Source organism: Gracilibacillus salinarum, from assembly GCF_022919575.1.
Classification (GTDB): Bacteria; Bacillota; Bacilli; order Bacillales; family Amphibacillaceae; genus Gracilibacillus; species Gracilibacillus salinarum.
Genome location: NZ_CP095071.1, coordinates 1,647,697 through 1,673,594 on the forward strand (window position 1 = coordinate 1,647,697; position 25,898 = coordinate 1,673,594).

23 protein-coding genes are annotated in these 25,898 nt (G+C 38.3%); 6 read left to right on the forward strand and 17 right to left on the reverse strand.

Going from position 1 to position 25,898, the window contains the following annotated elements:
• Positions 1-55: 55 nt before the first annotated feature.
• Positions 56-922 (reverse strand): helix-turn-helix transcriptional regulator, encoded by an 867-nt coding sequence (locus tag MUN87_RS07815; protein WP_244747148.1) that lies wholly within the window; start codon positions 920-922, stop codon positions 56-58.
• 243 nt (positions 923-1,165) lie between these two features.
• Here MUN87_RS07815 and MUN87_RS07820 point away from each other — a divergent pair, with 243 nt between their 5' ends.
• Positions 1,166-2,692 (forward strand): extracellular solute-binding protein, encoded by a 1,527-nt coding sequence (locus tag MUN87_RS07820; RefSeq protein ID WP_244747149.1) that lies wholly within the window; start codon positions 1,166-1,168, stop codon positions 2,690-2,692.
• A 41-nt stretch (positions 2,693-2,733) separates the two neighbouring features.
• Here MUN87_RS07820 and MUN87_RS07825 read toward each other — a convergent pair whose 3' ends face one another.
• The 11 genes from MUN87_RS07825 to MUN87_RS07875 form a co-directional block, all read right to left on the reverse strand.
• Positions 2,734-4,995, reverse strand: coding sequence for a helix-turn-helix domain-containing protein (locus MUN87_RS07825; RefSeq protein WP_244747150.1), 2,262 nt, complete (start codon positions 4,993-4,995; stop codon positions 2,734-2,736).
• Positions 4,996-5,112: 117 nt separating this feature from the next.
• Positions 5,113-6,615, reverse strand: coding sequence for an extracellular solute-binding protein (locus MUN87_RS07830; RefSeq protein ID WP_244747151.1), 1,503 nt, complete (start codon positions 6,613-6,615; stop codon positions 5,113-5,115).
• A 243-nt stretch (positions 6,616-6,858) separates the two neighbouring features.
• A complete protein-coding gene (locus MUN87_RS07835) occupies positions 6,859-7,593 on the reverse strand; it encodes a nucleotidyltransferase family protein (protein ID WP_244747152.1) in 735 nt (244 codons plus the stop codon).
• 133 nt (positions 7,594-7,726) lie between these two features.
• Complete coding sequence (locus MUN87_RS07840) at positions 7,727-8,893, reverse strand: nucleotide sugar dehydrogenase (protein ID WP_244747153.1); 1,167 nt, start codon at positions 8,891-8,893, stop codon at positions 7,727-7,729.
• 175 nt (positions 8,894-9,068) lie between these two features.
• Entirely contained in the window at positions 9,069-10,163 is a 1,095-nt protein-coding gene (gene wecB, locus MUN87_RS07845) for a non-hydrolyzing UDP-N-acetylglucosamine 2-epimerase (protein ID WP_244747154.1), read from the reverse strand.
• Positions 10,164-10,295: 132 nt separating this feature from the next.
• Positions 10,296-11,177, reverse strand: coding sequence for a UTP--glucose-1-phosphate uridylyltransferase GalU (galU, locus tag MUN87_RS07850; RefSeq protein ID WP_244747155.1), 882 nt, complete (start codon positions 11,175-11,177; stop codon positions 10,296-10,298).
• An 85-nt stretch (positions 11,178-11,262) separates the two neighbouring features.
• Complete coding sequence (locus MUN87_RS07855) at positions 11,263-12,192, reverse strand: LCP family glycopolymer transferase (RefSeq protein WP_244747156.1); 930 nt, start codon at positions 12,190-12,192, stop codon at positions 11,263-11,265.
• A 211-nt stretch (positions 12,193-12,403) separates the two neighbouring features.
• Positions 12,404-13,198 carry a 3'(2'),5'-bisphosphate nucleotidase CysQ gene (gene cysQ / locus MUN87_RS07860; RefSeq protein ID WP_244747158.1) on the reverse strand — a complete coding sequence of 265 codons (795 nt, stop codon included), beginning with the start codon at positions 13,196-13,198 and terminating at the stop codon, positions 12,404-12,406.
• Positions 13,199-13,224: 26 nt separating this feature from the next.
• On the reverse strand, positions 13,225-14,328 hold the full coding sequence (locus MUN87_RS07865) for a DUF1648 domain-containing protein (protein WP_244747159.1): 1,104 nt from the start codon (positions 14,326-14,328) through the stop codon (positions 13,225-13,227).
• Between the two features lie 70 nt (positions 14,329-14,398).
• Positions 14,399-14,935, reverse strand: a complete 537-nt coding sequence (locus tag MUN87_RS07870) for a hypothetical protein (protein ID WP_244747160.1) — start codon at positions 14,933-14,935, stop codon at positions 14,399-14,401.
• 121 nt (positions 14,936-15,056) lie between these two features.
• The gene (locus MUN87_RS07875) at positions 15,057-15,593 is read right to left on the reverse strand and encodes a hypothetical protein (RefSeq protein ID WP_244747161.1); all 537 of its coding nucleotides are present in this window, start codon (positions 15,591-15,593) and stop codon (positions 15,057-15,059) included.
• Between the two features lie 224 nt (positions 15,594-15,817).
• On the opposite strand from MUN87_RS07875, the gene MUN87_RS07880 reads away from it, so the two are divergent.
• The 4 genes from MUN87_RS07880 to MUN87_RS07895 all read left to right on the forward strand — a co-directional run bounded on the left by MUN87_RS07880 (position 15,818) and on the right by MUN87_RS07895 (position 18,441).
• The gene (locus MUN87_RS07880) at positions 15,818-16,708 is read left to right on the forward strand and encodes an ABC transporter ATP-binding protein (RefSeq protein WP_369414023.1); all 891 of its coding nucleotides are present in this window, start codon (positions 15,818-15,820) and stop codon (positions 16,706-16,708) included.
• Positions 16,709-16,801: 93 nt separating this feature from the next.
• The gene (locus MUN87_RS07885) at positions 16,802-17,548 is read left to right on the forward strand and encodes an ABC transporter permease (protein ID WP_244747164.1); all 747 of its coding nucleotides are present in this window, start codon (positions 16,802-16,804) and stop codon (positions 17,546-17,548) included.
• 16 nt (positions 17,549-17,564) lie between these two features.
• Positions 17,565-18,014 (forward strand): LytTR family DNA-binding domain-containing protein, encoded by a 450-nt coding sequence (locus MUN87_RS07890; RefSeq protein ID WP_244747166.1) that lies wholly within the window; start codon positions 17,565-17,567, stop codon positions 18,012-18,014.
• A gap of 4 nt (positions 18,015-18,018) precedes the next feature.
• Positions 18,019-18,441 carry a DUF3021 domain-containing protein gene (locus tag MUN87_RS07895; RefSeq protein WP_244747167.1) on the forward strand — a complete coding sequence of 141 codons (423 nt, stop codon included), beginning with the start codon at positions 18,019-18,021 and terminating at the stop codon, positions 18,439-18,441.
• Between the two features lie 280 nt (positions 18,442-18,721).
• Here the strand turns inward: MUN87_RS07895 and MUN87_RS07900 are convergent, their stop codons facing one another.
• Complete coding sequence (locus MUN87_RS07900) at positions 18,722-19,480, reverse strand: PAS domain S-box protein (protein ID WP_244747168.1); 759 nt, start codon at positions 19,478-19,480, stop codon at positions 18,722-18,724.
• Between the two features lie 232 nt (positions 19,481-19,712).
• On the opposite strand from MUN87_RS07900, the gene MUN87_RS07905 reads away from it, so the two are divergent.
• Complete coding sequence (locus MUN87_RS07905; RefSeq protein ID WP_244747916.1) at positions 19,713-21,395, forward strand: DUF2207 domain-containing protein; 1,683 nt, start codon at positions 19,713-19,715, stop codon at positions 21,393-21,395.
• Between the two features lie 84 nt (positions 21,396-21,479).
• On the opposite strand, the gene MUN87_RS07910 is transcribed toward MUN87_RS07905, so the two are convergent.
• The 4 genes from MUN87_RS07910 to MUN87_RS07925 form a co-directional block, all read right to left on the reverse strand.
• Positions 21,480-22,733, reverse strand: coding sequence for an amidohydrolase family protein (locus tag MUN87_RS07910; RefSeq protein WP_244747169.1), 1,254 nt, complete (start codon positions 22,731-22,733; stop codon positions 21,480-21,482).
• Positions 22,734-22,775: 42 nt separating this feature from the next.
• Positions 22,776-23,480 (reverse strand): FadR/GntR family transcriptional regulator, encoded by a 705-nt coding sequence (locus tag MUN87_RS07915; RefSeq protein WP_244747170.1) that lies wholly within the window; start codon positions 23,478-23,480, stop codon positions 22,776-22,778.
• A 132-nt stretch (positions 23,481-23,612) separates the two neighbouring features.
• Positions 23,613-24,773, reverse strand: a complete 1,161-nt coding sequence (locus MUN87_RS07920; protein ID WP_244747171.1) for an amidohydrolase family protein — start codon at positions 24,771-24,773, stop codon at positions 23,613-23,615.
• Between the two features lie 63 nt (positions 24,774-24,836).
• Positions 24,837-25,874 (reverse strand): ABC transporter substrate-binding protein, encoded by a 1,038-nt coding sequence (locus MUN87_RS07925; RefSeq protein ID WP_244747173.1) that lies wholly within the window; start codon positions 25,872-25,874, stop codon positions 24,837-24,839.
• Positions 25,875-25,898 lie beyond the last annotated feature (24 nt).

Here is a 25,898-nt window from a genome sequence, read left to right on the forward strand (position 1 = left end):
ATGACACCTCCATCTATTGTTACTATCATTCTAACAACAGATAGATTACCTTTTTTTATGCCTTCTCTATTAAACGCTTACATTTATCCTGATGCTCTTCCCTGAACTCATTCGGTGACATGCCTGTCATCTTTTTAAAAATACGCCAAAAATGAACATGGTTGGTATATCCCACTTTCTTCGTTATCTGATTGATCTTGATCGAGGTTTCCATCAATAGTTGCTTGGCATTCGAAATTCTTACTGCATTCAAGTAATCGGTAAAGCGGTATCCAATCGTCTGTTTAAATAATTTACTGATCGATTGCTCGTGCAGGAAAAACTCCTCCGAAAGAACCGACAAGGTAATATCTTCGGCAAAATGTTCGTTAATGTAGGTAATGATTGCATCGACTGTGTCATGCTGCTGGGAATGAGGACGCAGTTTATCCTGAGGCTGAGGTTGAATGTGCAGTAAACGCTCGGATTCAATCAAGAATTGTGTTAGTAAAAGTTGTAAATATCGCTGGCGGTCCCGATTATCAAGGTAATACTCCTTCACCATACTCTCGAGAAGCAATCGGAAAATAGACGCATTTGGCACCTTCAACAGTAAGGCTCCTTTGTTAAACAGTGCTTTTAGTAAATACTGATCTTCTTTTAATAGAAAACTATCCCGAAAATTAATGACAATCCGCTGATAATTGCGATCGGTTATTAATGTTTTATGCAACCTGTTTTTATCAATAAACACGATCTGATCCTTCTCAGCGATAAACTGTTCACCTTCCATCAGAAAAAGCTTCTCCCCCTCCAGCATATAGAAAATCTCATAATCCTGGTGAAGATGAAAATGCTGCATATCTTTCGCGGCTTTATGCGGTCCGGAATAATCCAGATAAAAAGACTGATTTCTCAAGGATACGTTCACTTTTTGCGCCAAACACAATCCCTCCTTCATCTACTTCTAAGTATACCGAATCGCCCAAGATATGGAAAGGTAAAGACGACCTATGCCTATTGTAATATATTAGAAAATGTAAGCATTTTGGATGAAAATCGTAAAAATATGTAAGCTTCAGATTGATAAAATATAGTAAGGATACTGGAAAGGGGGAGTGATTCTTCGCTCCAAACTATTAACAACGTTTTCATAAATTCATATTTAAAAAAAGGGGTGCCTTGGATGACACAGAAAAGAGTTATGATGTTTTGCTTTTCATTAATTTGTTTATCCGTATTATTATTTGCTTGTTCCAAAAATGAAAACGCTTCAACAGACTCAACAGATGAATCAGAAAAAAACAGCAGCGATGAACCACAAGAAATTTCAATGATGTTTAACCTCCACGTCCCTGAAGTCCCGGACGGTCGTCTTGAAGAACTGTTAGAAGAGAAAACAAATACAGAGTTAGACATCCGATGGGTACCAGATAACAACTATGCAGAAACGCTCAACACACAGATCGCAACTGGAAACTTACCAGATGTGTTTTTGTTGAAAGATGTCACGCTTGACCAACAGAAAGATGCCGTCCGCGATGGACAGTATTGGGAAATTGGTCCCTATTTAGAGGAATTTCCTAACTTAAATAAATTGAATAAAGATATTCTGAAAAATACGATGATCGATGGCAAAATTTATACGCTTTACGCAGGACGTCCATTATCTCGTCAAGGGTTAATCTACCGTAAAGACTGGGCAGATAACCTAGGGTTGGATGCCCCGACAAATCTTGATGAACTATACGAAATGATGAGGGCCTTTACCGAAGATGATCCAGACGGTAATGGAGAGGATGATACGATCGGTTTAACAGACCGTGAAATCCTTGGAACATTTGAAAACTTCGCGACCTGGCATGGTGCCCCTAATAGGTGGGGAGAAAAAGATGGGCAATTGCTGCCACAGTTCATGTTCCCTGAATACCGTGAAGCGATGGATTACTTCAAAAGCTTATTCGATAAGGGCTATATTAATAAAGATGCCCCTGTAACGAGTAAAACAGACCAGCAGGAGCTTCTGAAAAATGGAACAGCCGGTGTTTATATTGGTACGATGGGCGATGTGGAGCCAATGTACAGTGATGCCGTTGCAATCAATCCAGATGTAGAATTTGATGTACACAACCATATTGAAGGTTCGGATGGCGAATACCGCACCCGTTCAATTCCTGGCTATGGCAGTATGCTGATTTTCCCTAAACAGTCAGTAGAAACAGAAGAAGAATTAAAAGGCATTCTCGCTTTCTTCGATTTCTTAATGACACCAGAAGGATCTAACCTGCTATACTGGGGTGTCGAAGGCGAACACTATGAAGTGGTGGATGGCTTTGCAAAAGTGAAGGAAGATAACGAAGAAGCGTACAATCTAGAAATTAGACCATATACACCATTTGAAATTGGTGAACCTGAAACAAACGGCCGCTACACTGGTTATTATGACTATGAACCACGAGCAAAAGCCGATGAATTATATGAAGATAACAATGAACACTTAGTCCATGACCCAACCGCCTCCTTAGAATCACCAACATGGGCAGAAAAATCAGAAACATTAAATCAAATCATGGAAGATGCAACTTACCAATACTTCTTAGGTCAACTTGACGAAGCAGGCTTTGAAGATGCGATCGAGCGTTGGAAAGAAGCTGGTGGTCAACAGGTCATTGATGAGTATACAGAAGGTTATAAGGAACAGAATAACGGATAATGATATGAGCCCATCCATATAAGTGGTGGGCTCTTTCATTTTTATACTTCTTTTTTCTGTTTTCGGTACTTCCCTGGAGTAACACCTATTTTTTTTCGGAAGGATCGTATAAAATTTTGTGAATTATTATAACGTAGTCGCTCTGCTATATCTTTAATAGAAATAGAAGTCTCCTCCAAAAGTTTTTTAGCCATCTCCAGCCGATAATGAGAAAGATATTCGCTAAAGGATACATTCGTTTCTTTTCTAAACAAACTACTTAGATAACTTGTATTATAATGCAAGCGCAATGCTACACTTTCCAAAGTTAAATCCTGATCAAATTCTGTCTGAATAATATGGATAACTTGATCTGAGATGGAACGGTACTCCTCACCAACTCTTCGGTTGAATGCTTCCATGATTGGATAAATCATATGCGTTTTGAACCAGCTTTCCACTTCTTCTTTGGAACTAAATTGGTATAATTTATAAATCAGAGAGTGACTTTCATCTCTAAGATCCATTTCAATTAATAAACTCTCTGCTAATTCGAATAAATTATTCAGAAGACGAATAATTGCCATTTCATACTGTTCATCATTTATATTGCTAGCAAATATATGGTCAAGTATGTCTGCTAATCTCTCATCTATTAATTGTTTATTATTTGACTTCATTGCATCAAACAATTCATGTTGAATCTGCTTAGGGTAAAGGTTTATTACGAATGGAGAAGACTGAATCGTATCGTAATAAATAATTTTTTCTTGCCCCAAGGTTAACGTTTGTCTAAGTGAAACCTCGCTTTCTTTGTAAGCTATATGTAACTCTTTCAAATTTGGATAACTACTACTTACACCTATACTTACCGGTATTTTTAGGATCAATTTTATTTTTTCTTGGATAAAACAGATTAGATCATTTTTGATACATTCCTCCATAACAGTAGTTCTTAACACTGTTACTTGTTTATTCTCTATCACTACTGGAGGTAATGATTGTTTTTGATCGATTACATCTTCCACTATCGATTGAATAGCAAAAAGAATTATATCCTGATCCTGATGAATAAACTCTGTATCTTTAAATGAATCAATACGTATACTTATAACCGTATACTCCTCATTTTCACCCTCTATCATTCTATCATTTATTTCTTTTTCAGTGGCCTTACCTTGTATTAACTTATTTACGAAAAACTGATTTAATTGTCTATGTTGAGATTTCATCTTACCTTCCAATGTTTCATTTTTCGCTGAAATCAACTGAATATGATTTTCTATCTCTACTAGCTCATCTCGAAAGTTACTACCTGTGGAATCTTCCGTTTTTTCTTTCAATGAAAGAATTACCCTCCCAATTGGTGCGTACAATTTCCCAGACCCAATAATAGCAACAATAATTAATCCGAACAAAATAATGAAACAGACCATTAATGTAAACAAACCAATGGAGTGAGATGATTCCTTTATTTCATCGAGCTTTACCAAATTTATATAAATCCAGCTATTATAATTAGACCTCCGATATGTAACTAAGTAGCTTTTCTTATTCAATGGCATATAAAATTGTGATTGATCGCGGCTATCTATTTTCTCTAATAACTGATTTTTTAAAAACGTTTCACCTAAACTGTCATCTCCATGAGACATTACAACCTCACTTTGCTCATTTACTATGATAGTCATGCCCTTCTCATCATCAACAGAGATTCGTTTATTCAACTCACAAAGTGGAAGCATGGCAATAACATATCCCTTTACATGGCTACTGTTTAAAGGTAAACTTTTCACCATTTCTAGATAACGCTTACATTTTGTAGCAACATGTGCTTCTGCACCTAAGTGTTGCTCTTCTTGAAGTAACCAGGTTGAAGTACTATTAAGTCCTTCCATTTCCTGAATAGCTGAAAGATCATTCTGATTCAAATGCTTTAAACCTCTATTTCTAACCATCCATTCATAATCTTTGTTGATAAAAACTATATCTGTCACACCTGAATCAAAGCGTTGTAAATTATTCATTTCGGTTTTTAATTTTCTGTACAATGGAAATTGATTGGGTTCTAATGGCTCTTGTAATAATTGGTTACTAAGTAGTGACATGCCAAAGTTTGTTAATGATTGATCTACTTGTTTCAAAGCTTGTTCATACATCAATTGTGTCTGCAGGACATTATGTAATTTCTCTTTCTCTACTTGTTTTTGCATACTGTTCGCCGAATTAATATAAGAAAAAATCCCAACTATTACTACAGGGATAATCCCAAGCAACAAAGCAAATGACAAAAGTTTTATATAGAATTTGGAACTTTTTTTCAATACTTGGCCTCCCATCAGGATAAACTTTATGAAAACAGTTTATCATAAAAGTACACACTTCCCCTTCAAATATAAAAAAATAGCTGCTTATCACAGCTATTTTTTCATTTTATGAAATTAATTCTCTTTATATGAAACGTTAAATTCCTCTATCACATCTTCTCCACCAGATGTTTTCCACTTTTCGATAGCTTCATCAAATTCCTCTTCATCAATCTCTCCAAGTATATAATTAAAAGTTGCATCTACCATAATCGTTTTTAATTCTTCACTCTTCAGATCATATGTTTCAGAATCCAGTGTGATAGTAGGATTCTTGATTAAATACTCCTCATTATCTTTAAATAAATCATCTGCTTTCTCTCTTGCCTCTAAAGGAAAACTCCCTTCATATCTTCCATTCGTTTCAGGTTCTCCTATCTCCAGTGTTTGATATGGAATGACTTCCCTATCCAATTTCGCGGAATCCTCAATTGCCACTGCTTTCCCATCTTCTACTTCATAATGTTCCCCTTCTATTCCCCAGTACACAGTGTTCGCTATTTCAGGCTCCATTAATTTATCAAAAAATCCTAAGATGACCTTTAATTCTTCCTCTGTTTCCACAGAAGATTTCGGAAAGAAATAAGGATGATTATAACCAGGGATGGACCATATTTGGTACTCTCCATTAGGGCCCTTTATTTGATTATAAACATCTAATTTCATATTTGGAATATTAACTGAACCATCACTTTGAAGAGCACTTACATCACACATACAACCAATATAGGCACCTGCTTTACCAGATTTAATCATATCTTGTTGATCTGGTTTACTAGTTACAGGAAAATCTTGATTGATATATCCATTTTCATGCAGCTTTCTCATAAACTCTAATGTTTCCTGATACTCTGGAAACATAAAGGAAGGTAATAATTGGCCATCTTTCTCTCCCCATTCATTCGGAGTATTAAACCAGGACGCAATCGTATTAAAAGATCCATAGGCCAAATCACCTCTGTCAGCTAATCCAATTGTATCGTCTTTACCATTTCCATCAGGATCATTTTCAGTAAATTGTTTTAACATTTCATAAAATTCTTCCGTACTTTGTGGCGCATCTAATCCTAAATTTTCTGCCCAATCTTTACGATAAATGATTCCTTGTCTTGATAAAGGGCGACCTTGGTATAGAGAATATAACTTTCCATCCACTCTTGTATTATCTAAAATTTCTTCTTTTAATTTTTTTAAATTCTCAAATTCATCTAAGTAAGATTCTATCTCCCAAAATTGGCCGTCTCGGATCGCCTCTTTATATATACCCTCTATAGGAATGTTTGCGACCTCTGGCATACTATCTGTTGCAAATGAAGTATTCATTCTATCCTGATAATTATTTGCGGGAATATATTGCAGATTAAGAGAAATACCTGTGAGTTCTTCTATTTTCTCTTCCATTTTTGAATCAGGCGTTTCTGCGCTGTGCAGAGGCGTATATATCGTAATTTCATTTAAATCTTCACTTCCTTCTCCTGTGTTACCTCCCTCCTCATTAGAAGCGCTTTCATTATTGCTGCAACCAAATAAAACCATACATAGTACCATGAATAAAATAGCGGTTTTCAGCTTATGCATATAATCACCCTTTCTTTATTTATTCATATTGTAAAGTCACTTATTACATTCCGTATATAATCATCGCTTTGTCTTTCTAGCTAACATCAATACCCGCGCTTGGAATTCCAATATAATGATTGTTTTCTAAACATATGACACCAGCATTTATTTCTTCATCTAAATAGAAAGTAGCACCTTTTTAAGTAATTTCCAAAAATAGATGAAGAGCGATCTTCTCCTTAGGAGGAAGATCGCTTGTCTTTACTCAGCAAACATCCTCTGCACCTTCTCATAACTCTCCAACGTACCAATATCATAACGATATCCCGCAAATTGAAAAGCAAATACATCCTTATGCTCAATCAGCCACGGAATAAAATGCCCCGGTGCATCCGGGTTATTTCCCTCTTGCAAATATGTAACAAAAAATGGCAACGTCTCTTTTCGATACAGATAAAAAGGCGGTGCTGCCAACTGAGATTTTGGCATATTTGGTTTTTCCTCGAAGGATAATACCCTTCTATCCGTTGACACTTCCACAACACCAGTTCTTTTGAGTTCATCTAAATCGTCAAGTGCGTGGCAGCTGATACAATCGCTATCTTTCTCCATAAAAAAGGAGACGAAATCTGTTAATTGAAAATCAAACAAATTATCACCAGCAAGCACCAATAGGTCATCCTTTATCCCTTCGTGCTCTAAGACATATTGAATATCTCCGATGGCTCCGAGGCGAGTTTCATTAGAGGTCGTTCTGTCATTGATTACCTTGATTGGTTTCCTGCCATCATAATGACTTGTCCAGTCTTGAAAGCTTTTGGCAAACTTGTCATTCGTTACAATATATAGTTGATCAATTTCCGGTACTGCTTCGACTTTTTCCATGATTCGTTCCAAAATAGACTTGCCTGCCACTTCTAACAACGGTTTTGCTTTATGCTTCGTTAATGGGTATAATCTTGTGGCATATCCGGCCGCTAAAATGATACACTTCATCCAACCATCTCCTTGCGTCAACTCTCTCTTGATTCTACCATAAAGTGAGACGTCAAACTTATCAGGAAGTTATCATACGTTTATCCCCCACTACGAAAATCACTTTCTGCGCATCAACAGAAAGTGATCATCATTAGTCGCGTGAGAAAATATCACGCGTATACACCTTATTCAGACAATTTTTCAGTTCTTCTGTTACCCGATTGGCGACGATCACATCAACCGATTCCTTGAATTGTTCCAAATCAGGCTCGACATCACAGTCAAAAAACTGTTTCTCCACAATGGTAGGTTCATAGATGACAACTCGCATGCCCTTTTCCAACATCCGTCTCATCACGCCTTGGATAGCAGATTCTCTGAAGTTATCGGAATCAGTTTTCATCGTTAATCGATAAATACCAACGATTTGTGGTTGATTTTCCATTATTCGATTCGCAACATGATCTTTTCGAGTTTGGTTCGCGTCCACTACTGCCCGCATCATATTGTTTGGCACATCCTGATAATTGGCAAGCAGCTGCTTCGTATCTTTTGGTAAACAATAACCGCCATAGCCAAACGACGGATTATTATAATGGTTGCCAATTCTCGGATCAAGGCTGACCCCTTCAATAATTTGTTTGCTGTCGAGTCCTCGCACTTCCGCATATGTATCCAATTCATTAAAAAAAGCAACCCGCATCGCCAAATACGTATTCGCGAATAATTTAACCGCTTCTGCTTCAGTTGAATTGGTATACAGTACCTCAATCTCCTCTTTCTCAGCACCTTCTACTAATAACGTTGCAAACATCTCCGCTCGCTCTGACTTGTCACCAATCACGATTCGAGATGGATATAAATTATCATAAAGTGCCCGTCCTTCCCTTAGGAATTCGGGAGAAAAAATAATCCTATCGGTATGATGTTGTTTACATAGCTCTGCCGTAAACCCAACAGGTACAGTTGATTTAATGATAATCGTTGCATTTCCATTAATATTCATGATGTCAGCAACGACCTTCTCTACCGAACTTGTATCAAAAAAATTCCGATCAGGATCATAATTGGTTGGCGTTGAGACGATGATGATTTCTGCGTTCTTGTAAGCAGTCTTCTCATCAGTTGTTGCTAATAGTTGTAATGATTTTGTTTCCAAGTAAGATTCAATATCTTCATCTATAATAGGGGATTTTCGCAGATTAATCAGACCCACTCTTTCCTCACTGATATCCAGCGCCGTAACTTCATGATGTTGCGCAAGTAATATAGCATTGGATAAGCCTACATACCCAATCCCAACTACGGTGATCTTCATTTCCATCCCTCCAGTACTACTTACTGATCATTGTACTTTATTTTATGAGGAATTTTATTGGCTATGATGAATATTAACATAATCTTAAAAGTAATTTTACAAAAATTTACTTGCATTTGACAAGTGACTAAAAAAACCTGAGCTAACTAAAAATAGCCCAGGTTTTTTTTCAAAATTAATGTACTTCCAATATATCCGCAATACGCTTACTTGCATAACCATCACCATACGGATTGCTGGCTTTGCTCATTTTTTGATATTCTTCATCATTCTCTAACAGCAATTTAAAATTATTATAAATATTTTCTTCGTCTGTACCAACTAATTTTAATGTACCTGCTGCCACACCTTCTGGACGTTCTGTCGTGTCACGCATTACAAGTACTGGTTTTCCAAGACTCGGTGCTTCTTCCTGAATACCACCACTGTCTGTCAAAATCAAGTAGGAGGCCGACAAGAAATTATGGAAATCTATAACTTCTAATGGTTCAATAATACGAACGCGATCATTATTTCCAAGTATTTCAGTAGCTGCCTCGCGGACCACCGGATTCATATGGATAGGATAGATTGCTTTGATATCCTCATGCTCCTCAATGATACGTTGAATCGCTCTAAACATATTCCGCATCGGTTCACCGAGATTTTCTCGTCGATGAGCAGTAATCATGATTAATCGGCTGTCTTTTGCCCATTCTAGCTGCTCATGCTTATAATCCTCACGTACCGTTGTATGTAACGCATCAATAGCGGTATTACCTGTTACATAAATAGAAGCAGGATCTTTTCCTTCATTCACCAAGTTTTCTTGGGACATTTCTGTAGGTGCAAAGTTATATTTCGCTACAAGCCCAACCGCCTGACGATTAAATTCTTCCGGATATGGCGAATAAATGTTATACGTTCTTAAACCAGCTTCGACATGACCGACCGGGATTTGGGAATAGAAGCATGCTAAAGATGTTACAAATGTCGTGGATGTATCACCGTGTACCAATACAACATCAGGTTTCACTTCGTCCAGTACAGCTTTCATTTTGTCCAAAATTGCCGTTGTCACATCGAACAGTGTCTGTTTTTCTTTCATAATGGACAAGTTAAAGTCAGGTTCAATATCAAACACGTCTAACACTTGCTGGAGCATCTCTTTATGTTGACCCGTCACACATACAATTGTTTCCAAATTATTACGTGACTCTAATTCTTTTACTAACGGACACATTTTTATTGCTTCCGGCCTTGTCCCAAAAACGACCATAACTTTTTTCATCTTTTCACACCTTTCAAGAATAAGTATTATTCCTGATGACATTAACAAGTGAGTTTTACTCTATTAATAGTATCACATTTGTCTATTAACAATAAAAAAACTTCCCTCTGTTACAGAAGAAAGTTTTTTTATTTATGATAACTTCGTTTTTTCCTGAACTAAATCTTGAAGTATTTGATAAACATCTTCACCAATTTCTTCATTCTCAAGCGCAAATTCAATAGTCGTACGGATAAAACCTAGTTTTTCTCCAACATCAAAGCGTTTGCCTTCAAAATCGTATGCAAAGACACTTTGACTTTCATTTAATTGCTGGATCGCATCCGTCAGTTGAATTTCACCGCCAGCTCCGATTTTCTTGGCATCTAAATAGCCGAAGATTTTCGGAGATAAGACATAACGACCCATAATCGCTAAATTAGATGGTGCTGTACCTTTTTCAGGCTTTTCGACAAGATTATTTATAGCATACAAATTACCATCTTTACTTGCCGTATCTACAATTCCGTAACGGTGTGTTTCATTTTCAGGTACTTGTTGCACACCCAGAATAGAACCGCCAGATTGCTCATATTGCTCAATCATTTGCTGTAAACAGGGTTTTTCCGCTTTTACTATATCGTCACCTAGAAGAACAGCAAACGGTTCATCACCAATAAATTTACGGGCACACCATACAGCATGACCTAATCCTAGAGGTTCTTTTTGTCTTATATAGTGTAAATCTACTTTAGATGGTTGTTTAGTTTTTTCTAATAATTCATATTTACCTTTTTTCATCAGATTATCTTCTAATTCAAAATTATGATCAAAGTGATCCTCAATGGCACGTTTACCCTTACCTGTCACAATGATAATATCTTCAATTCCAGATTCAACTGCTTCTTCAATTATATATTGTATGGTTGGCTTATCCACAATCGGCAACATTTCCTTAGGCATTGCTTTTGTGGCTGGCAAAAAACGAGTACCCAAACCAGCTGCGGGGATAATCGCCTTTCTGACTTTTTTCATATTTATTCCTCCAGTGATGTAAAAATCATGAAATAACCAAACTCATGTTATCACATTTTTAAAATTTATCAAAATAATAATAGGTTTATGCTCCACCCTTCACTAACATACCATGCACCTTCTCGACTTCTTCACTACCCACAATCAAGTAATATATACCGTCAATGTTTGTCCCTTGTCCTTGCATCATATAACTGTCAAATTTCTTTCTCGTATCACGATAATTAGCAAAAAGATTCGTCATATCATTAAATTTCATATTGGTTACCACGTTATTTCCAAGCACATCTATCAATTCGTTGATTTTACCTGCTGACTGAAAACTTGCCCCTTTATCGATGATAGCCTTAATTACCTGGCGTTGTCTTTCCGTTCGGCCAAAATCACCATTCTGGTCTAAATGCCTCATGCGAACATAGCCCATCGTTTTAGGCCCGTCCATTTGAATCTCACCTTTTTGGTAATGATAGCCTTCCTTATAATAACCTTCATCATACCAGTCTAATTGATTCGTTACTGTGATACCACCAAGTGCATCGACTAAATCCGATAAACCTTCCATATTCATTTGAACATAATAGTCAAGATCAATATCGAGAAAATTTTCTACTGTATTAATTGACGTGTCTACGCCGCCGTATGCATATGCATGATTGATTTTATCCTGATATCCTTTTCCGACAATTTCTGTTCGAGTATCACGTGGAATACTGACGAGCTGCATTTCATTGGAACCCGGTTTCAAAGAGAGTACCATTAACGCATCTGAGCGTCCACTGTCCGTACTTCTTTCATCCACACCCAATAAAAGTATGTTTAGTGGCTCCTGTTCCTGCACTTTTTTCTCAGTCAAGTTCGTGTCGATTGTTTCCACTTCCTGGTGTACTTTATTATCGACGGTTTGCTGAGCTTTACTATATATCGAATATAGATATCCAGCGATTGAAAGGACAAAGATTAAGCATATACCAATCACAATTTTAAACCAAAGCGGTGTTTTCTTCTTTTCTTTCACAAGGATTCTCCTTCATTATTCACATTAATACGATAATTATTGACTTTATTTAACGGTTTTATTAGAAAAGCTTCATTTTTTAACGAATGCCAAAGCTTACCTTATACTTTGTTGTTAAATAACAATACTATCATTATAGGCCAAAGGAAGTAGATCTTCAATATTATCCATTAAAAGAGAGATGCCTGCTATAGACATCTCCTTTTCTCCATCATGATTTACTTACCAGGAACCATCCATTCAGCAAATTTTCCCGATTATAGTAAAATCGCTGATCATCTTCAAAACGCTTTACTGTTCCACCCGCTGCTTCGACAATCGCCTGCCCCGCTCCTGTATCCCATTCCATCGTTGGAGCGTAGCGTGGATAATAATCCGCTTTTCCTTCTGCAACCAGGCAAAATTTAAGCGAGCTGCCTGAAGAGACCACTTGCACATCTCCTTCTAAACTGTCAATAAAAGCTTCTGTCTCCTTCGACATGTGCGATCTGCTTGCCACTACATAAGTCACTTCCGTATCGCGCACTTCCGGGAGAGGAGTGCTTTTACTTATTAATTCCTCCAGATTAGCAGGTTTGACATTGGATGCATCAGCTAATTTATATGCACCAACGCCTTCTTCACCAAAATAAAATGTATCCAAGGCTGGTGCATAGATGGCTCCCAATTGCGGATATCCCCTATCAATCAGCGCAATATTTACAGTGAATTCACCATTTTTCTTGACGAATTCTTTCGTACCGTCCAAAGGATCCACCAGCCAGAATTGCTCCCAGTTTTTCCGTGTGTCATATGGCACCTGCTCCCCTTCTTCACTTAAAACAGGAAGCGTTGTTGTTAATTTTTTCAATCCCTCTTCTATGACTTGATGCGCCCGTTTATCGGCCATCGTTAAAGGTGATTGGTCATCCTTCTTTTCTACTTCAAAATCGTCTGCATACACATCCATTATCTCTGAACCTGCATCACAGCATATCCGAAACAGATCATATATATAGTTATGCATGATTTGCTCTCCCTTCTCACATCGTATTACATCGAAAAAGATACCACTAAAATGATGACAACCGGTACGATCACAAGCAAATAACCGACCGGATTGGCGAAATTGATCGACCAGCCGATGCCAAAACGTTTTTCCACAAATATCGATTTATCATTTGGATTAAAATAGAATAAACCCGCTTTCCAGTAGTGATCATCGTCGTAAATATCAGCAGACTTCTGATCAGTCGGCACTTTTCCTTCCAGATCAGAATCCACACTGCCTACTTTGATTGCCAAAAGAATTGTGCTGATCAAGACAAGCATTAAAAAACCTAGTGGCACCAATATCATCACTATATTACCGAACAACTTCTCATACAACACATTCAATTGCAAAAAGGTAAACAGCATCGTCATCAATAAATTGATCACCAGGAGGAACCAACTGGTATATTTACGTAATCGTAATTGACGCAGTTTGGCAGAGGTGTAATGTGCCGCATTCACTTTCATCCCGGATCGTCTGGTGGACGTGTGAATACTGAAGAACATTATTTGCAGCACGAATAATATCAGTGGCAACCCTAAAGCTGTCAGCCATGTTTTATCACTATATGCGTCTGGCTGACCATTCGGACCCCAATGCGTTGGAATCTGATCCGGAAGCTGATCAAATAATCGAATGGTCAGGATTATCGTTGCAGCCGTAACAATAACCGGAATAAATTGCACAAAAGCTGGTAGCATTTCATCTGTGGCCTGCTCTGTATCATTAGCGATTTGTGCTTGCTTTAACTGTTTGGACCAACTGCGTGCTTTCTTTACTTTCATCATTTTAAAATGGAAATAAAAATAAAGTGACAATCCTCCAAGCAACACGACAAAAGGAAGAAAACTGCCGAACAGTACCATTTGATCTGTACTGAGACCTTCCATTTGAAATACCAGAATCAGGCTTGCAAGCACTATAAGTCCAATCACAGTGGTTATACCTGCATACCGTTTTTTATATTGTCGCACCGTATGATTACTTGTTTCCTCTAATGGAATGGTTACGCCAAATACCACCGTACGTTTCACTACGAAAGGAATCACTATCTGCATGATACAGACAAACAAAAGGGTAAAAAATAAAGTAGAGAATTCCATGACCGCCACCTCCATCAAGTTTCTACTTTTATTTTACCACGCTGTCACACAACATACATCTCGAAATCTTTTACAGATAGATTTCTTTTTCTTTAAACTGCTGGAGTAACTGATATCGTCTTAATGGCTTCGTCAATAAAAACATCCAAACACGTACTAATCCCAAACACCCGATAACTAATAGTACTAAATGATTAACAATCAGAAATAAACTAAATCCAACTGTCATTATCAGAACCGACAATGACATGCCAACATATAATTCTATTTCGAATTGTCGCAAACCCTCTATCGCGTATCGTTTCAGTGTATCATTATCGAAATACAAACCACTTTTGCTGCTTTGTTCATACGTTTGGTGATCCATATATTTTGCAATGCCAAAACAAGCTGCCAGCGCGATCAAACACAAAAGAATATTTGTTAAAGGAATCTCTGCCTGTTGATATAAATTATTAAGAGCATTCGATCCGTATAATAAAATAAGAAAAAGTCCCATATACAAAACAGATGATTTTTTTCTATAAGAAAATTTATAAAGCCTGTTTGCTTTCTGGTCATAAAATAATCTGTAAATATCCGCTTCTCGATATATTGGTATTAGCATTATGAATTATTCCATTTCAAATGTTGATCATTGCTATGGAGGAGAGTACTTCTGATTGTTACTAATTTCATCATGTTCGTTCCTTTCTGTTTATAAAGTGAGACTTCATTCAGTGGAAGATTTACGGACGGTTAGCGCCGTGATAAAGTTTAATCCTTGCCATTGGCATGCGATAAACATAGGCACTAAAAATCAAAAAGAAAAACAACGAAAAAAACAAGACAACCAAAGATTGATTCAGAATAAAAACCAACGCTAAAATTAAAAACACAAGAAAACATCCAGCTACAATTCCTATTTCAAATTGATAGAGTTTTTTGCCTTGTTCAATATATTGCTCGACCATTGACTCTGTTAGATAAATCTCCGTCATTTCTTCATAGATGTATTTCTGGTAAAACACCCTGCCTGCCCACGCTCCTAAAATAACGCCAATACCGATTATTACAAAACATATTACTGTTGGAATATGAAGTTGAACACTCTCTATAGCTCTCATAATTGCGAGCACAACGAAAAAGCCGATCCAATAATATGTATGATTTGTTTTTTCTTCTTTATGTAATGCTTTATACGTTGTTCGTTTCTCTAAATCTAAGAAAATAGTATGGTTGCGTCTATTTTTAATATTTTCTGTATAGATAGGAATCAGCTTCACTTTCTCTCACTCCTTAGCCTTTTTACAATCCAGGATTGACTTCTTATTGAAGTGTATCACAAATTCAATGGGCGAATCATTTCGGTTACTCTTTTAAATAATGTACACTACCAGATCTTTTCATACCATCTACATACAAATTCAAGCAATATTCCCTACATGTTATTCTTATTCCGATCCTTTCCGATTAATCTTTTGGCAAACTAAAAGAAATAAGAAAGGTGGTGCAGATTTTGTTAACGTTAGATAACATCAGTAAATACTATGCTAAACATCAGGCTGTAGCGAATGTGTCAATGCATATCCCTCGCGGCACTTGCTATGGGTTAGTTGGACCAAATGGTGCTGGAAAATCAACCTTGCTTAAAATTATCGCTTCCATTATTCAGAATTATAGCGGAGCCATTCAATTTGCCAGCAGCGACACTCGGATCGGGTATATTCCCCAGGAAATTTCGTTAGAAGAAAAAATAACAGCAAACGACAATCTATTGTTTTTCGGAAGACTATCTGGCTTACGAGGAAAAAGATTAACTAAGCGGGTTGATGAGGTTTTATCCGAAATTGGACTCACCGAACAAGGAAGAGACAAGGTTGGTACTTTTTCAGGAGGGATGAAAAGAAGATTAAATATTGGCTGTGGCTTGCTCCACCAACCAAACCTCATTATTATGGATGAACCTACTGTCGGCATCGATCCCCAATCAAGAAGATATATTTTCAGCATGATCGAACAATTAAAAAAGGAAGGATGTACGATTATATACGCTAGTCACTACATGGAAGAGATTGAGCAACTATGTGATGAAACTGCCTTTATGGACAATGGAGAAATTATCGAAAAAGGACGTATCGAAAGCTTAATTGAAAAACATGCCGTTCCATCCATTTATGTAAAAGGACAGGAATGTTTACCTGCTGTTCTTTCCGAAACAGATTCGGTTATCGAGAAAGATGGCGGCTATGTCATCACGACCAGTAACCCGCTCACTTCAATAGAACAAATCATCCGCAACTGCCAGGGACATCACGGAGAACTGGAACGACTTGAACTAGTAAAGCCACGCTTGGAAGACATTTTCTTCTCATTAACCGGAAGTCAACTGAGAGATTAAATAAATTCTACAAACTAAAAGAACGTATAATACGAATTTGGATTTTGTGAAAAAATAATTGGAATTATTATCAAAAACGAAAGGAGAATGTAAATGTATGCTATTATTACGAAAGAACTAAAGAAAAGCATTCAGGATCGTGGTTTGTTATTTTGGACATTACTACTACCTATTATATTCACGGTACTATTTATTTCCGTTTTTACTTCCGGAGTGACCGAAGCAGAGAAACAACAGGTAATTGTCTCTATTGTCTCTGGCTATACGATTATGTTTGTTTTTTTTATCATCATTTCCATGGTAGATTCATTTATTAAAGATAGTGAGATTGGTATAATTGCAAGAATTGCCAGTACTTCTCTACCATCTCATTTCTACTTACTGGGCAAATGGATTTCATATATGGTTTTGGTTTTGCTGCAAATCGTGATATTAACGATATTCGGTAAATTAGTTTACGATATTCCATTACAACAACCTCTTTATTTAGTCACGCTATTTCTTTTTTTAACGATCATGGTTACCGGGTCAGGATTAGTAATGGCGACCTTGGTAAAAAGCCTGAATATGGGGATTGCGTTAACCCAAGTAGTCGCACTGGGAGGGGCTGTGCTAAGCGGCCTCTGGATTCCGATCGAGATGATGCCAGCTTTTATCCAGCAAATTAGTCAATTCCTGCCACATTATTGGGCGCATCAGGCATTTCAGGATGCAATGGCTGGCACACTTCTTCTTTTCGATCTTTTTCAAACGTTACTTGTTTTACTGGGATTCAGTTTAGTTGGATTTATCATAGCTTGGTTAGGTTATCCAAGTTTCTTAAAAAGAGCGAAAGGTTAATTAATTAGGGGGCTGAATGATGAAAGTAAATATCGATATTAACGAAGATCATCCGGAACCATTGATTACGATTCAGACGAATGAATGGACAGAAGAACTGGAAGAAATCATCGCAATCATTAAAGGCAGGAATCGTAAACGTTTGTTTGGAATCGAATCTGATCAAACCGTTCTGCTGGATCCGCGTGAGATTGAATTTGTGTATGCCGAAAGCAGACGGATTTTTGCATGTATCGGAAATCGCAAACTGGAAATCAGAATGAAACTTTACGAAATAGAATCGATTCTCGCCCCCTATAATTTTATGCGTTTTTCTAAATCTGTCATTGGTAATCTTAATCACATTGTCAGCTTTGAGTTGTCCTTTAATGGCAACCTCTGTGTTCACTTTCAATCAGGAAGTAAAGAATATATTTCACGAAAATATGTCACACCTATAAAAAATAGATTGGCTATGGGAGGGTAAGAAGATGATTATAGAAGCACTGAAACGAAGTATGGTTGGAATAGCGTTCGGAGGCATTATTACGTTCATTGCCATCACCATTGTCATGTCGACCGGTACGGAAACTTCGGTCTCAGAGATATGGTTTTATATGCTTTGCTCGTATATCTTAGGCATTTATTTTGGGTTATCTTCGTTTATTTTTGGAGATAATAGCTGGAGCCAACTGCAGCAAACGATTATTCACTTCACCCTGTCCATCCTTTTCTATTTTATCATTGCACTTTCCGCAGGCTGGATTAAGATGCAGCTACCGGATATACTAGTGACTACTATCATTTTCATCATTATTTATCTAGTATTTTGGACTGGCTACTATTGGTATTATAAAAAGGTAGAAGAATCAATGAATAAGAACCTGCGTAATCAAGAAAAGAATTCTGAGTGATGCTGGGAAGATGCCTTCTCCCCATCTCTTCGCTTCCTGTGGTGCCCCACGACTTGCGCAATTCTAGTTGACATGCGCTATGGTACGGATTCTATAAAAGGAGACAAAACTAGCGGGCTACACCATACATTTGTCTCCTTTCTTTTTAAATAAGACAAATCTCGGTGCAACGCTTCTCACTTTTAATTCCTTTCCGATTAATCATCACCACACAGATTGATATCCCCCCTATCCTAAAAAAGCGCAAACTGCACACATGCAGTTTGCGCTTTTTTGCTGTTCATTCTAAATAGTCAATAGCCTCTTTAACAGTCGCCATCGTTGGAATGCTTAACATGGACTGATTGCAGTTCGTGCTCACGATATTCCAGGCTATTTCCGGGCGGATTCCGGTGCATATTGTCTTTATTCCCATTAGCATTAACATTTTTACAAATTTATTCATAAGTTCGATGACTTCGCTCGTCATCGCATATATTCCCGAAACATCGATGATTAGATGTTCCACTTTTTCATTTTGAAAGTATGTACAAAAATTTTCCTTAAGATACGCAGAACGTAAAGCATCGATTTCACCGACAAGTGGAAGAATAGCTATTCCTTCTTTGACAGGTACAAAAGGCATCATCACTTTGTGCAATTCTTTTTCCAACCGTTTTTTCTCTGTAATATCACGAATCGTTGATTGGATGGCTTCTGTATCTCCATACATAACCGGATGACAGAAAAGCTCTACCTCGACAACGGTACCATCGATTCTGTACACAGCTGTTTCTACTAATTTGCCAACTTGTTTATCTTCCTGTCCTCTATAAATTCGCTGTACAATAAAATCCCGATATTCCTCGGTAAATACTTCCACCACATTCGCACCAATTATTTCTTTTTTATTCCCGCCGAAAAACTCAGCGCCAGCTTCATTTATGTAGAGAATGGTATGATCAGAATGAATGACCGTTGTTTCAAAAGAACATTCCACAATATGGTGGTGCATGCTTTCTTTTTCAGATATCGTTAACTGCTCATCAAAAGAAACCAATGGAATCACTCCTTGACAGCTAGAATATTCTCACTATTTTATCATAATGATAAGAATATTCCAGAGACCTTAGTTGCTTCTTTATCGAATAGTGACCGGTTCTGTTGACCCATATCTAGTGATGAAAAATGGGAATGCCTTATATGACATTCTGACAGAACCAACCAGTTGAAACCTTTTATACTTTTCGTCCGTATATAGAGGAGAGAGGAGTTGGAAAGATTTGAAGAAAATGGTGTTACTACTGACTATTCTTGTTTCAATGTTTGCACTGCCACAGCACGTCTTCGCTGTGGACTATTCGATAGAAAATACTGAAATCAACGCTTACTTACAGGAAAACGGTGATGTGCAAGTAACCGAGCAGCACACCTATCAATTTGATGATGAGTTTAATGGCATCACCCGAGCACTTATACCGAAAGAACAGACACAAATTATAGATTTCCAAGCTTCAGAGAACAACACAGCACTAACGGTGGAGCAGGAAGAAAATCTATATAAAATCTATCGAAGTGGTTCAGACCAGAAGATTAGCATCGATCTTTCTTATACGATTACGAATGGTGTAGAAGTATATACGGATTTGGCACAATTTTACTGGCCATTCTTTGACAACAGTAATGAGTCTGCTTATCTCAACATGGATATTTACATTCATCCACCCCAATCTACTGGAGACGCACTCGCCTTAGGATATGATGAAGCTTACGAAACATCAACTATCGCCCCAGACGGTGTAGTCCATTTCGCCATGGGTGAAGTGCCGAGCGGAAGAAATGGAGATATTCGAGTAGCTTATGATGCATCACTATTCGCTGCTTCCACTATGTTCGATGGCACGATTCGCGAAGAGATGGAAGCTGATCAGATAAGATTAGCAGAAGAGGCGGCCGCCTACGAAAATAGAAAGGAAATGTTGAGTCGTATATCGCCATATTTAATAAGTGGCGTTACGATATATTTACTCCTGCTGTTTATAACGGTGTGGCGAAGAAAGCAAAGTCGATTATTGGAAGCAGAACGGAGCATTTCTTCTTTACTATCTCTACCAAATTCAAACATGAGTCTGCCTGCAACCATACTTTATATGAGAAATATGTCGCCAAAAAGTGACTTGCTGGTTGCGGCATTACTAGACCTTGTTAGAAAAGGATATGTCAAACGAGATGGTGACCGTACATTTGTCAGTGTCGATTCTAAGCAAGATTACCAGCATGAAAGCATCTTAATAAATTGGTTATTTCATAAAATAGGTGATCATGGTGTTTTCTCCTTATCAGCTCTTGACACTTATGTACAAGATAAACACAACCACTCAGACTACCACAGTGATTATCAGAAGTGGGTCCAAGCTGTAAAAAAAGAGCTAAAAAAACACGCGCTGATTGACAAACAGATAGGCTTGCGCTGGATGACTGCAATTGTCGGTCTTTTCCTTATCCCATTCAGTATCATTCTTGGTGTGCATTCTATTTTCACGCCAATGGTTTTCTCTATTATGTTGAGTCTCATCTTTATACTGTTCGCGATGATCTATCAGCCCAAAACAGTAGAAGGAGTACGTATCAAACAACAATGGGAACAACTTCATTCCAATTACAGTAATATCAGTGAACAAGAGTGGAACGACTGGATGAGTGATCAGCAAATGCAGGCATACATTTATGCGATTGGTACGGGACATAAGGCAATGCAAAAGAAAAGCGAACACCTTAGCAAGAGCTTCACCGGACCCGCTACAACGGACACTACCTCGCAAACCAATGACATAGTGATGTTAGTTTTGATAGCTAGTACTATGACCCAGGAATTTGACAAAGCGGGTACCATCGTTTCGGCTACTACAAGTAGTGGCAATGCAGGTGGCGGAGCTGGAGTCGGTGGTGGAGGCGGCGGCTCAGGTGCTTTTTAGCAGTAACGTCCCCCTATCATAAACGGTTAACACCGTGATAAAAAACGGAGATGTGTGCAATATGCCCACATCTCCGTTTGAATGTTAAATCTCTGCTCCATGTGCCACATGAATCATTTTTTCATCACTATTGTTATCTCTTTGTTTCACTCCACGCTTCCAGACCGTTTGTCGTGGAGGGCGTTCTAACAGAATCTGCCTGAGATTGGTAGTGTCAAAGAGAATCAAATCGGCTTGGTTATGCAGTGCGATTCCATATTCCTCCAATCCAATCGCTTTGGCAGCATGTACTGTGGCCATGTCGAGCAATAATTCAGCATCTTGCTTGGTTCCTAATTGGGCTACCTGTGCAAGCAATAAAGCAATATCTAACGGATCACCAGTACCGAATGGTGTAAAAGGATTTTGAATATTATTCGTACCGAAACTGACATTCACTCCTTTTTCTATCAATAACTTTACGGGCGTGACACCGCGTCTGACACGTTCTTGGTCGGATCTGCCGTTTAAGAATAAATCAGTTGCCGGTAAGGCCATCACCGAGATGCCAGCTTCTGCTATATCTTCTGCTATCAGCTGGGCCTCATGATAAGGAACTGAAGCGAGTGATGTCAGATGTCCTACTGAGACTCTTCCTTGATAGTCGTATGCTAACGTCCGCTTCACAATATCTCGAATCGCCAGCTGCGTGGGATCATCTGAAAAATCAACATGAAAATCAATAGGTTTATTCCATTTAGCTGCTAATGCAAACACAAAATCAATATGTTCCACAGCATCGTCATCATTGTAAGGAATTCCACCAACAACATCCGCACCTAGCAACATTGCTTTTTCCATTAAATCAGCCGTCCCCGGTTGCTTAAAAATCCCTTCCTGAGGAAAGGCTACTAGCTGAATCTGCAATTGATCCCGAAAGGTTTCCCTTAAATCTGATAACACTTCCATTCCCTTCAAACCAACAATTGGATCCACTTCTACATGACACCTTAAATGCGTCACACCGTATCCAATACATTTCTCTAACACTTTAATTGATCGCTCTCTTATATCCTCTTTGGTAAAAGATTTCTTTAATTCACTTGTAAATTGAATGGCTTCTGTTAGATTAGTAGCATCCTGCTCCATCTGATCTAACAGATAGGCCTTATCTAAATGAATATGCGGTTCTACAAAACCAGGTAAAAGCACATTTCCATCCGCTTCGATTACTTCTTTGGCAATTGCAGCCTCATCCTCTGTCTCCGCTAAATACGTAATGATTCCATCACTAACTCCTACATCCATTCGTTCTGAAGAGTGAGGAATGGTAACGTTATGAAACAACAGATCCAGCATGATTCATCCCCCCACACACTATTGTCATGACAAACTAAAAAGCTATTGTTCTTGCAACACTTTGTTATTCAACTCTGATAACATGTTCCGGTAGTTAAATTGGACATCTTCTAAATGCCGCTGCATGAATAATCCCGCTCTTTCCGAATCTTGTTCTGTTACGGCTTTTAAAATTTCCTGATGATAGTAAAGGGCATTCTCAACATCGTCATTAATCGCCATTTCCATTCTTACTTTCTTAAAATTGTCTACGACCGAGTGATAGACGGAGGCAATAACATCATGATGGGTAGCGTATGCTAATGCAGCATGAAAGTTCAAATCGGGAACGATAATCGACGTACCATTCGAAATACAACGTAACAAATCTTCGTTAGCTTGCTCCAACCTGCTCAGGTCATCCTCACTTCTTCTCTTTGCTGCCAAATACGTAATCTTCACTTCCACGCCTTTGCGAAATTCTAGAAGATCCATTGATTTGTTCACGTCAAGTGAAGGAATCCAGGTTGTTAACTCATCTAGTTCCTGGTCCTGTATCGTGGTTTTTAAGTACGCTCCTTTACCCGGCTGCTTTTCCACAATACCGCGCTCAGCCAGTGTTTGCAAAGCTTCTCTGACCGAAGACCTGCCAACCTCCAGCAATTGCACCAATTCACGCTCTGAAGGTAATTTATCTCCAGCCTGCAGTTCTTTTTTACGAATAAAATCTAACAAAAATTTTAGTACCGTTTCACTCACTACAATCATCGTCATCCCCCCGATTGGTTTAATGGTATGACCGGTCTTACCAGATAGGAGACAGCTAAGAAATCACACCTTGATATGCTGCTTTTAGCTTACGCTGCTTTCATTCCGATGTCTTGCAGTACGTAAAGTTTTCTAACGACAATTATCCAGTAATTCACCCTTCTCAGCAATTAAATTTCCACCTGCAAAAACCGCTTCTCTTCTCGGTACAATTGCCATCGCCTGTTGGATATTTTGCGCATCTACTAAGACAAAATCAGCTTTCTCCCCGATTACTGGTTCCAATGAACGACTCGTTATATAGGAATAAGCTGCTATCAACTGTTCGTCTGTGACCCAGCCATTTTTTTCAGCCAATCTCGATCCCCTTCTTAATAAATCTCCATCTCCATAAGGTGACCATGCATCTTGAATATTATCGGTCCCTACTAAAAAAGAGAGCTCATTATTGATCATCGATTGTAGGCGTGGCATCGGACGGTCGATTGGCACACTGGAAATTATCGAAATATCATTCTCTCGCAATGCTTGATAAGTATCCTCTAATTCATCATCGCTTAACATACCTAAACAGTAGGCATGACTGACGGCCACTTTCCCTTGTTTCCCTGTTTGTTCTGTTAAATCAGCAACCCGGTCTATCGTGTACTTTCCTAAGTGCCCCGGATCATGCAAATGTAAATCGATTCCTTTATCAAATGCTGCCCCTAAATCAAACATCGCTTCCAAACTGCTATCCAACCGTTTCTCCAAACCACCTGGATCCACGCCGCCAACTAGATCAGCACCATTTCGTAAAGCTTCTTTCATCACAGCTACCGAATCCGATAAAAGCAAACCTTGTTGTGGAAAAGCGACAATTTCGATCTCCATCTTGCCACGCATTTCTTCACGTAACAAAGTGACAGCTTCGAGGTGTTTTAACCCAAGACCTGGATCGACATCAACATGAGTACGGATCTTCGTTGTGCCATGCTGCAACATTAATTCCGCCATAATCTTTACTCGTTTTTGCACAGAGTTTTCCATTGTTTCTAATAAGCTTTTTTCAAATGTTAATTGCCCTGGTAACGTTATAAACGGCTGCAAAGAACGCCATTTTTCACCAACAAGATGCTTATCCAGATGACAGTGCATATCGTTTAGCGTCGGCAAATAAAGTAGTCCCTTCGCGTCATATACATCTGAAGAAGAATCCACCTTGTCAGTTGTAACCTCTTTTATCTTGCCATCTTCAATTACTATGTCACTTCGCTCTCCATTTAACGTGACGTTCTTAATTAATTTTTCCAATTGCTTTTTCCTCCTTATTTACGAATGGAGAAACAGTGGAGAAAGCCTCCACTGTTTTCACTATTAAGATTCCGTCAAGTAGTCATTTGTAAAGATGTCAGATGCCTCGATTTCGACTTCCAGTACACCTGCTTCAGTGAGCTGATCAATTAACGTCGCCCATCTTTCCTCTGACATATAACCAAAACCTTTATCTTCCGCGTCCCCAACGAAGATAAAATCCTTACCGACTTCCATGCCATATTCGTTTGCTTCCATCGTCATGTCCGGATTGACCTCATGGATCTCATCTAATGTAGTATCAGGGGACTCCTTAAAATGGTTCCAGCCTTCGACAAAAGCAGATACGAATTTTTTAACGGTTTCTTCATTTTCTTCTAAGTAATCCTTTGTTACATATAATACATATTGATACGGATTATAGCCAGAATCTGATATTAACTTCGTCTCTGTCTCGATTCCCTGTTGTTCCATAAAATATGGTTCTCCTGTGACATACACTTGATTAACAGATTCTTCATCGTTCATAAAATTGGTATGGTCGCCAGTAAACGCGATCTCATTAACATTACTTAAATCGTATTGGCCTTTAAAGTATTCCCAATAGGCAATACCAGACTGAATAAAGACGGTACGTCCGTTAATATCTCCGAAATCTTCAATCTCATGACCTTTATGCGTCATCATCGCCTGAGGACTATTCTGATAGATTGCCGCCAGTGCGACTAGATCAATCCCTTGATTTTTTGCTACTAATAACTGATCCCCATGAACAAGCCCGAATTCGGCAGAGCCAGAAGCAACCATTTGAACCGAAGAAACCTGCGGACCACCAGGTTCTATCGTTACGTCCAAGCCATTCTCTTCGTAATAGCCTTCCACATCAGCAGTATAAATACCACCATGGCCAGCCTGTGCAAACCAGTTTAGGACAATTTTCACCGGTTCAATCTCTGCTGTTTCTTCCGTAGCTTCCTTCTGGTCTTCCCCTTCTGTTTCTGCACTTCCTGTTTCCTCATTTCCACAAGCTGCCAACATTAATAAAACGGCCAAACCGACAACAAATAAACCACTTTTCCAAAGTCCCCCAAGCTTGTTCATCTCTTCACTTCTCCTTTTTTTGAT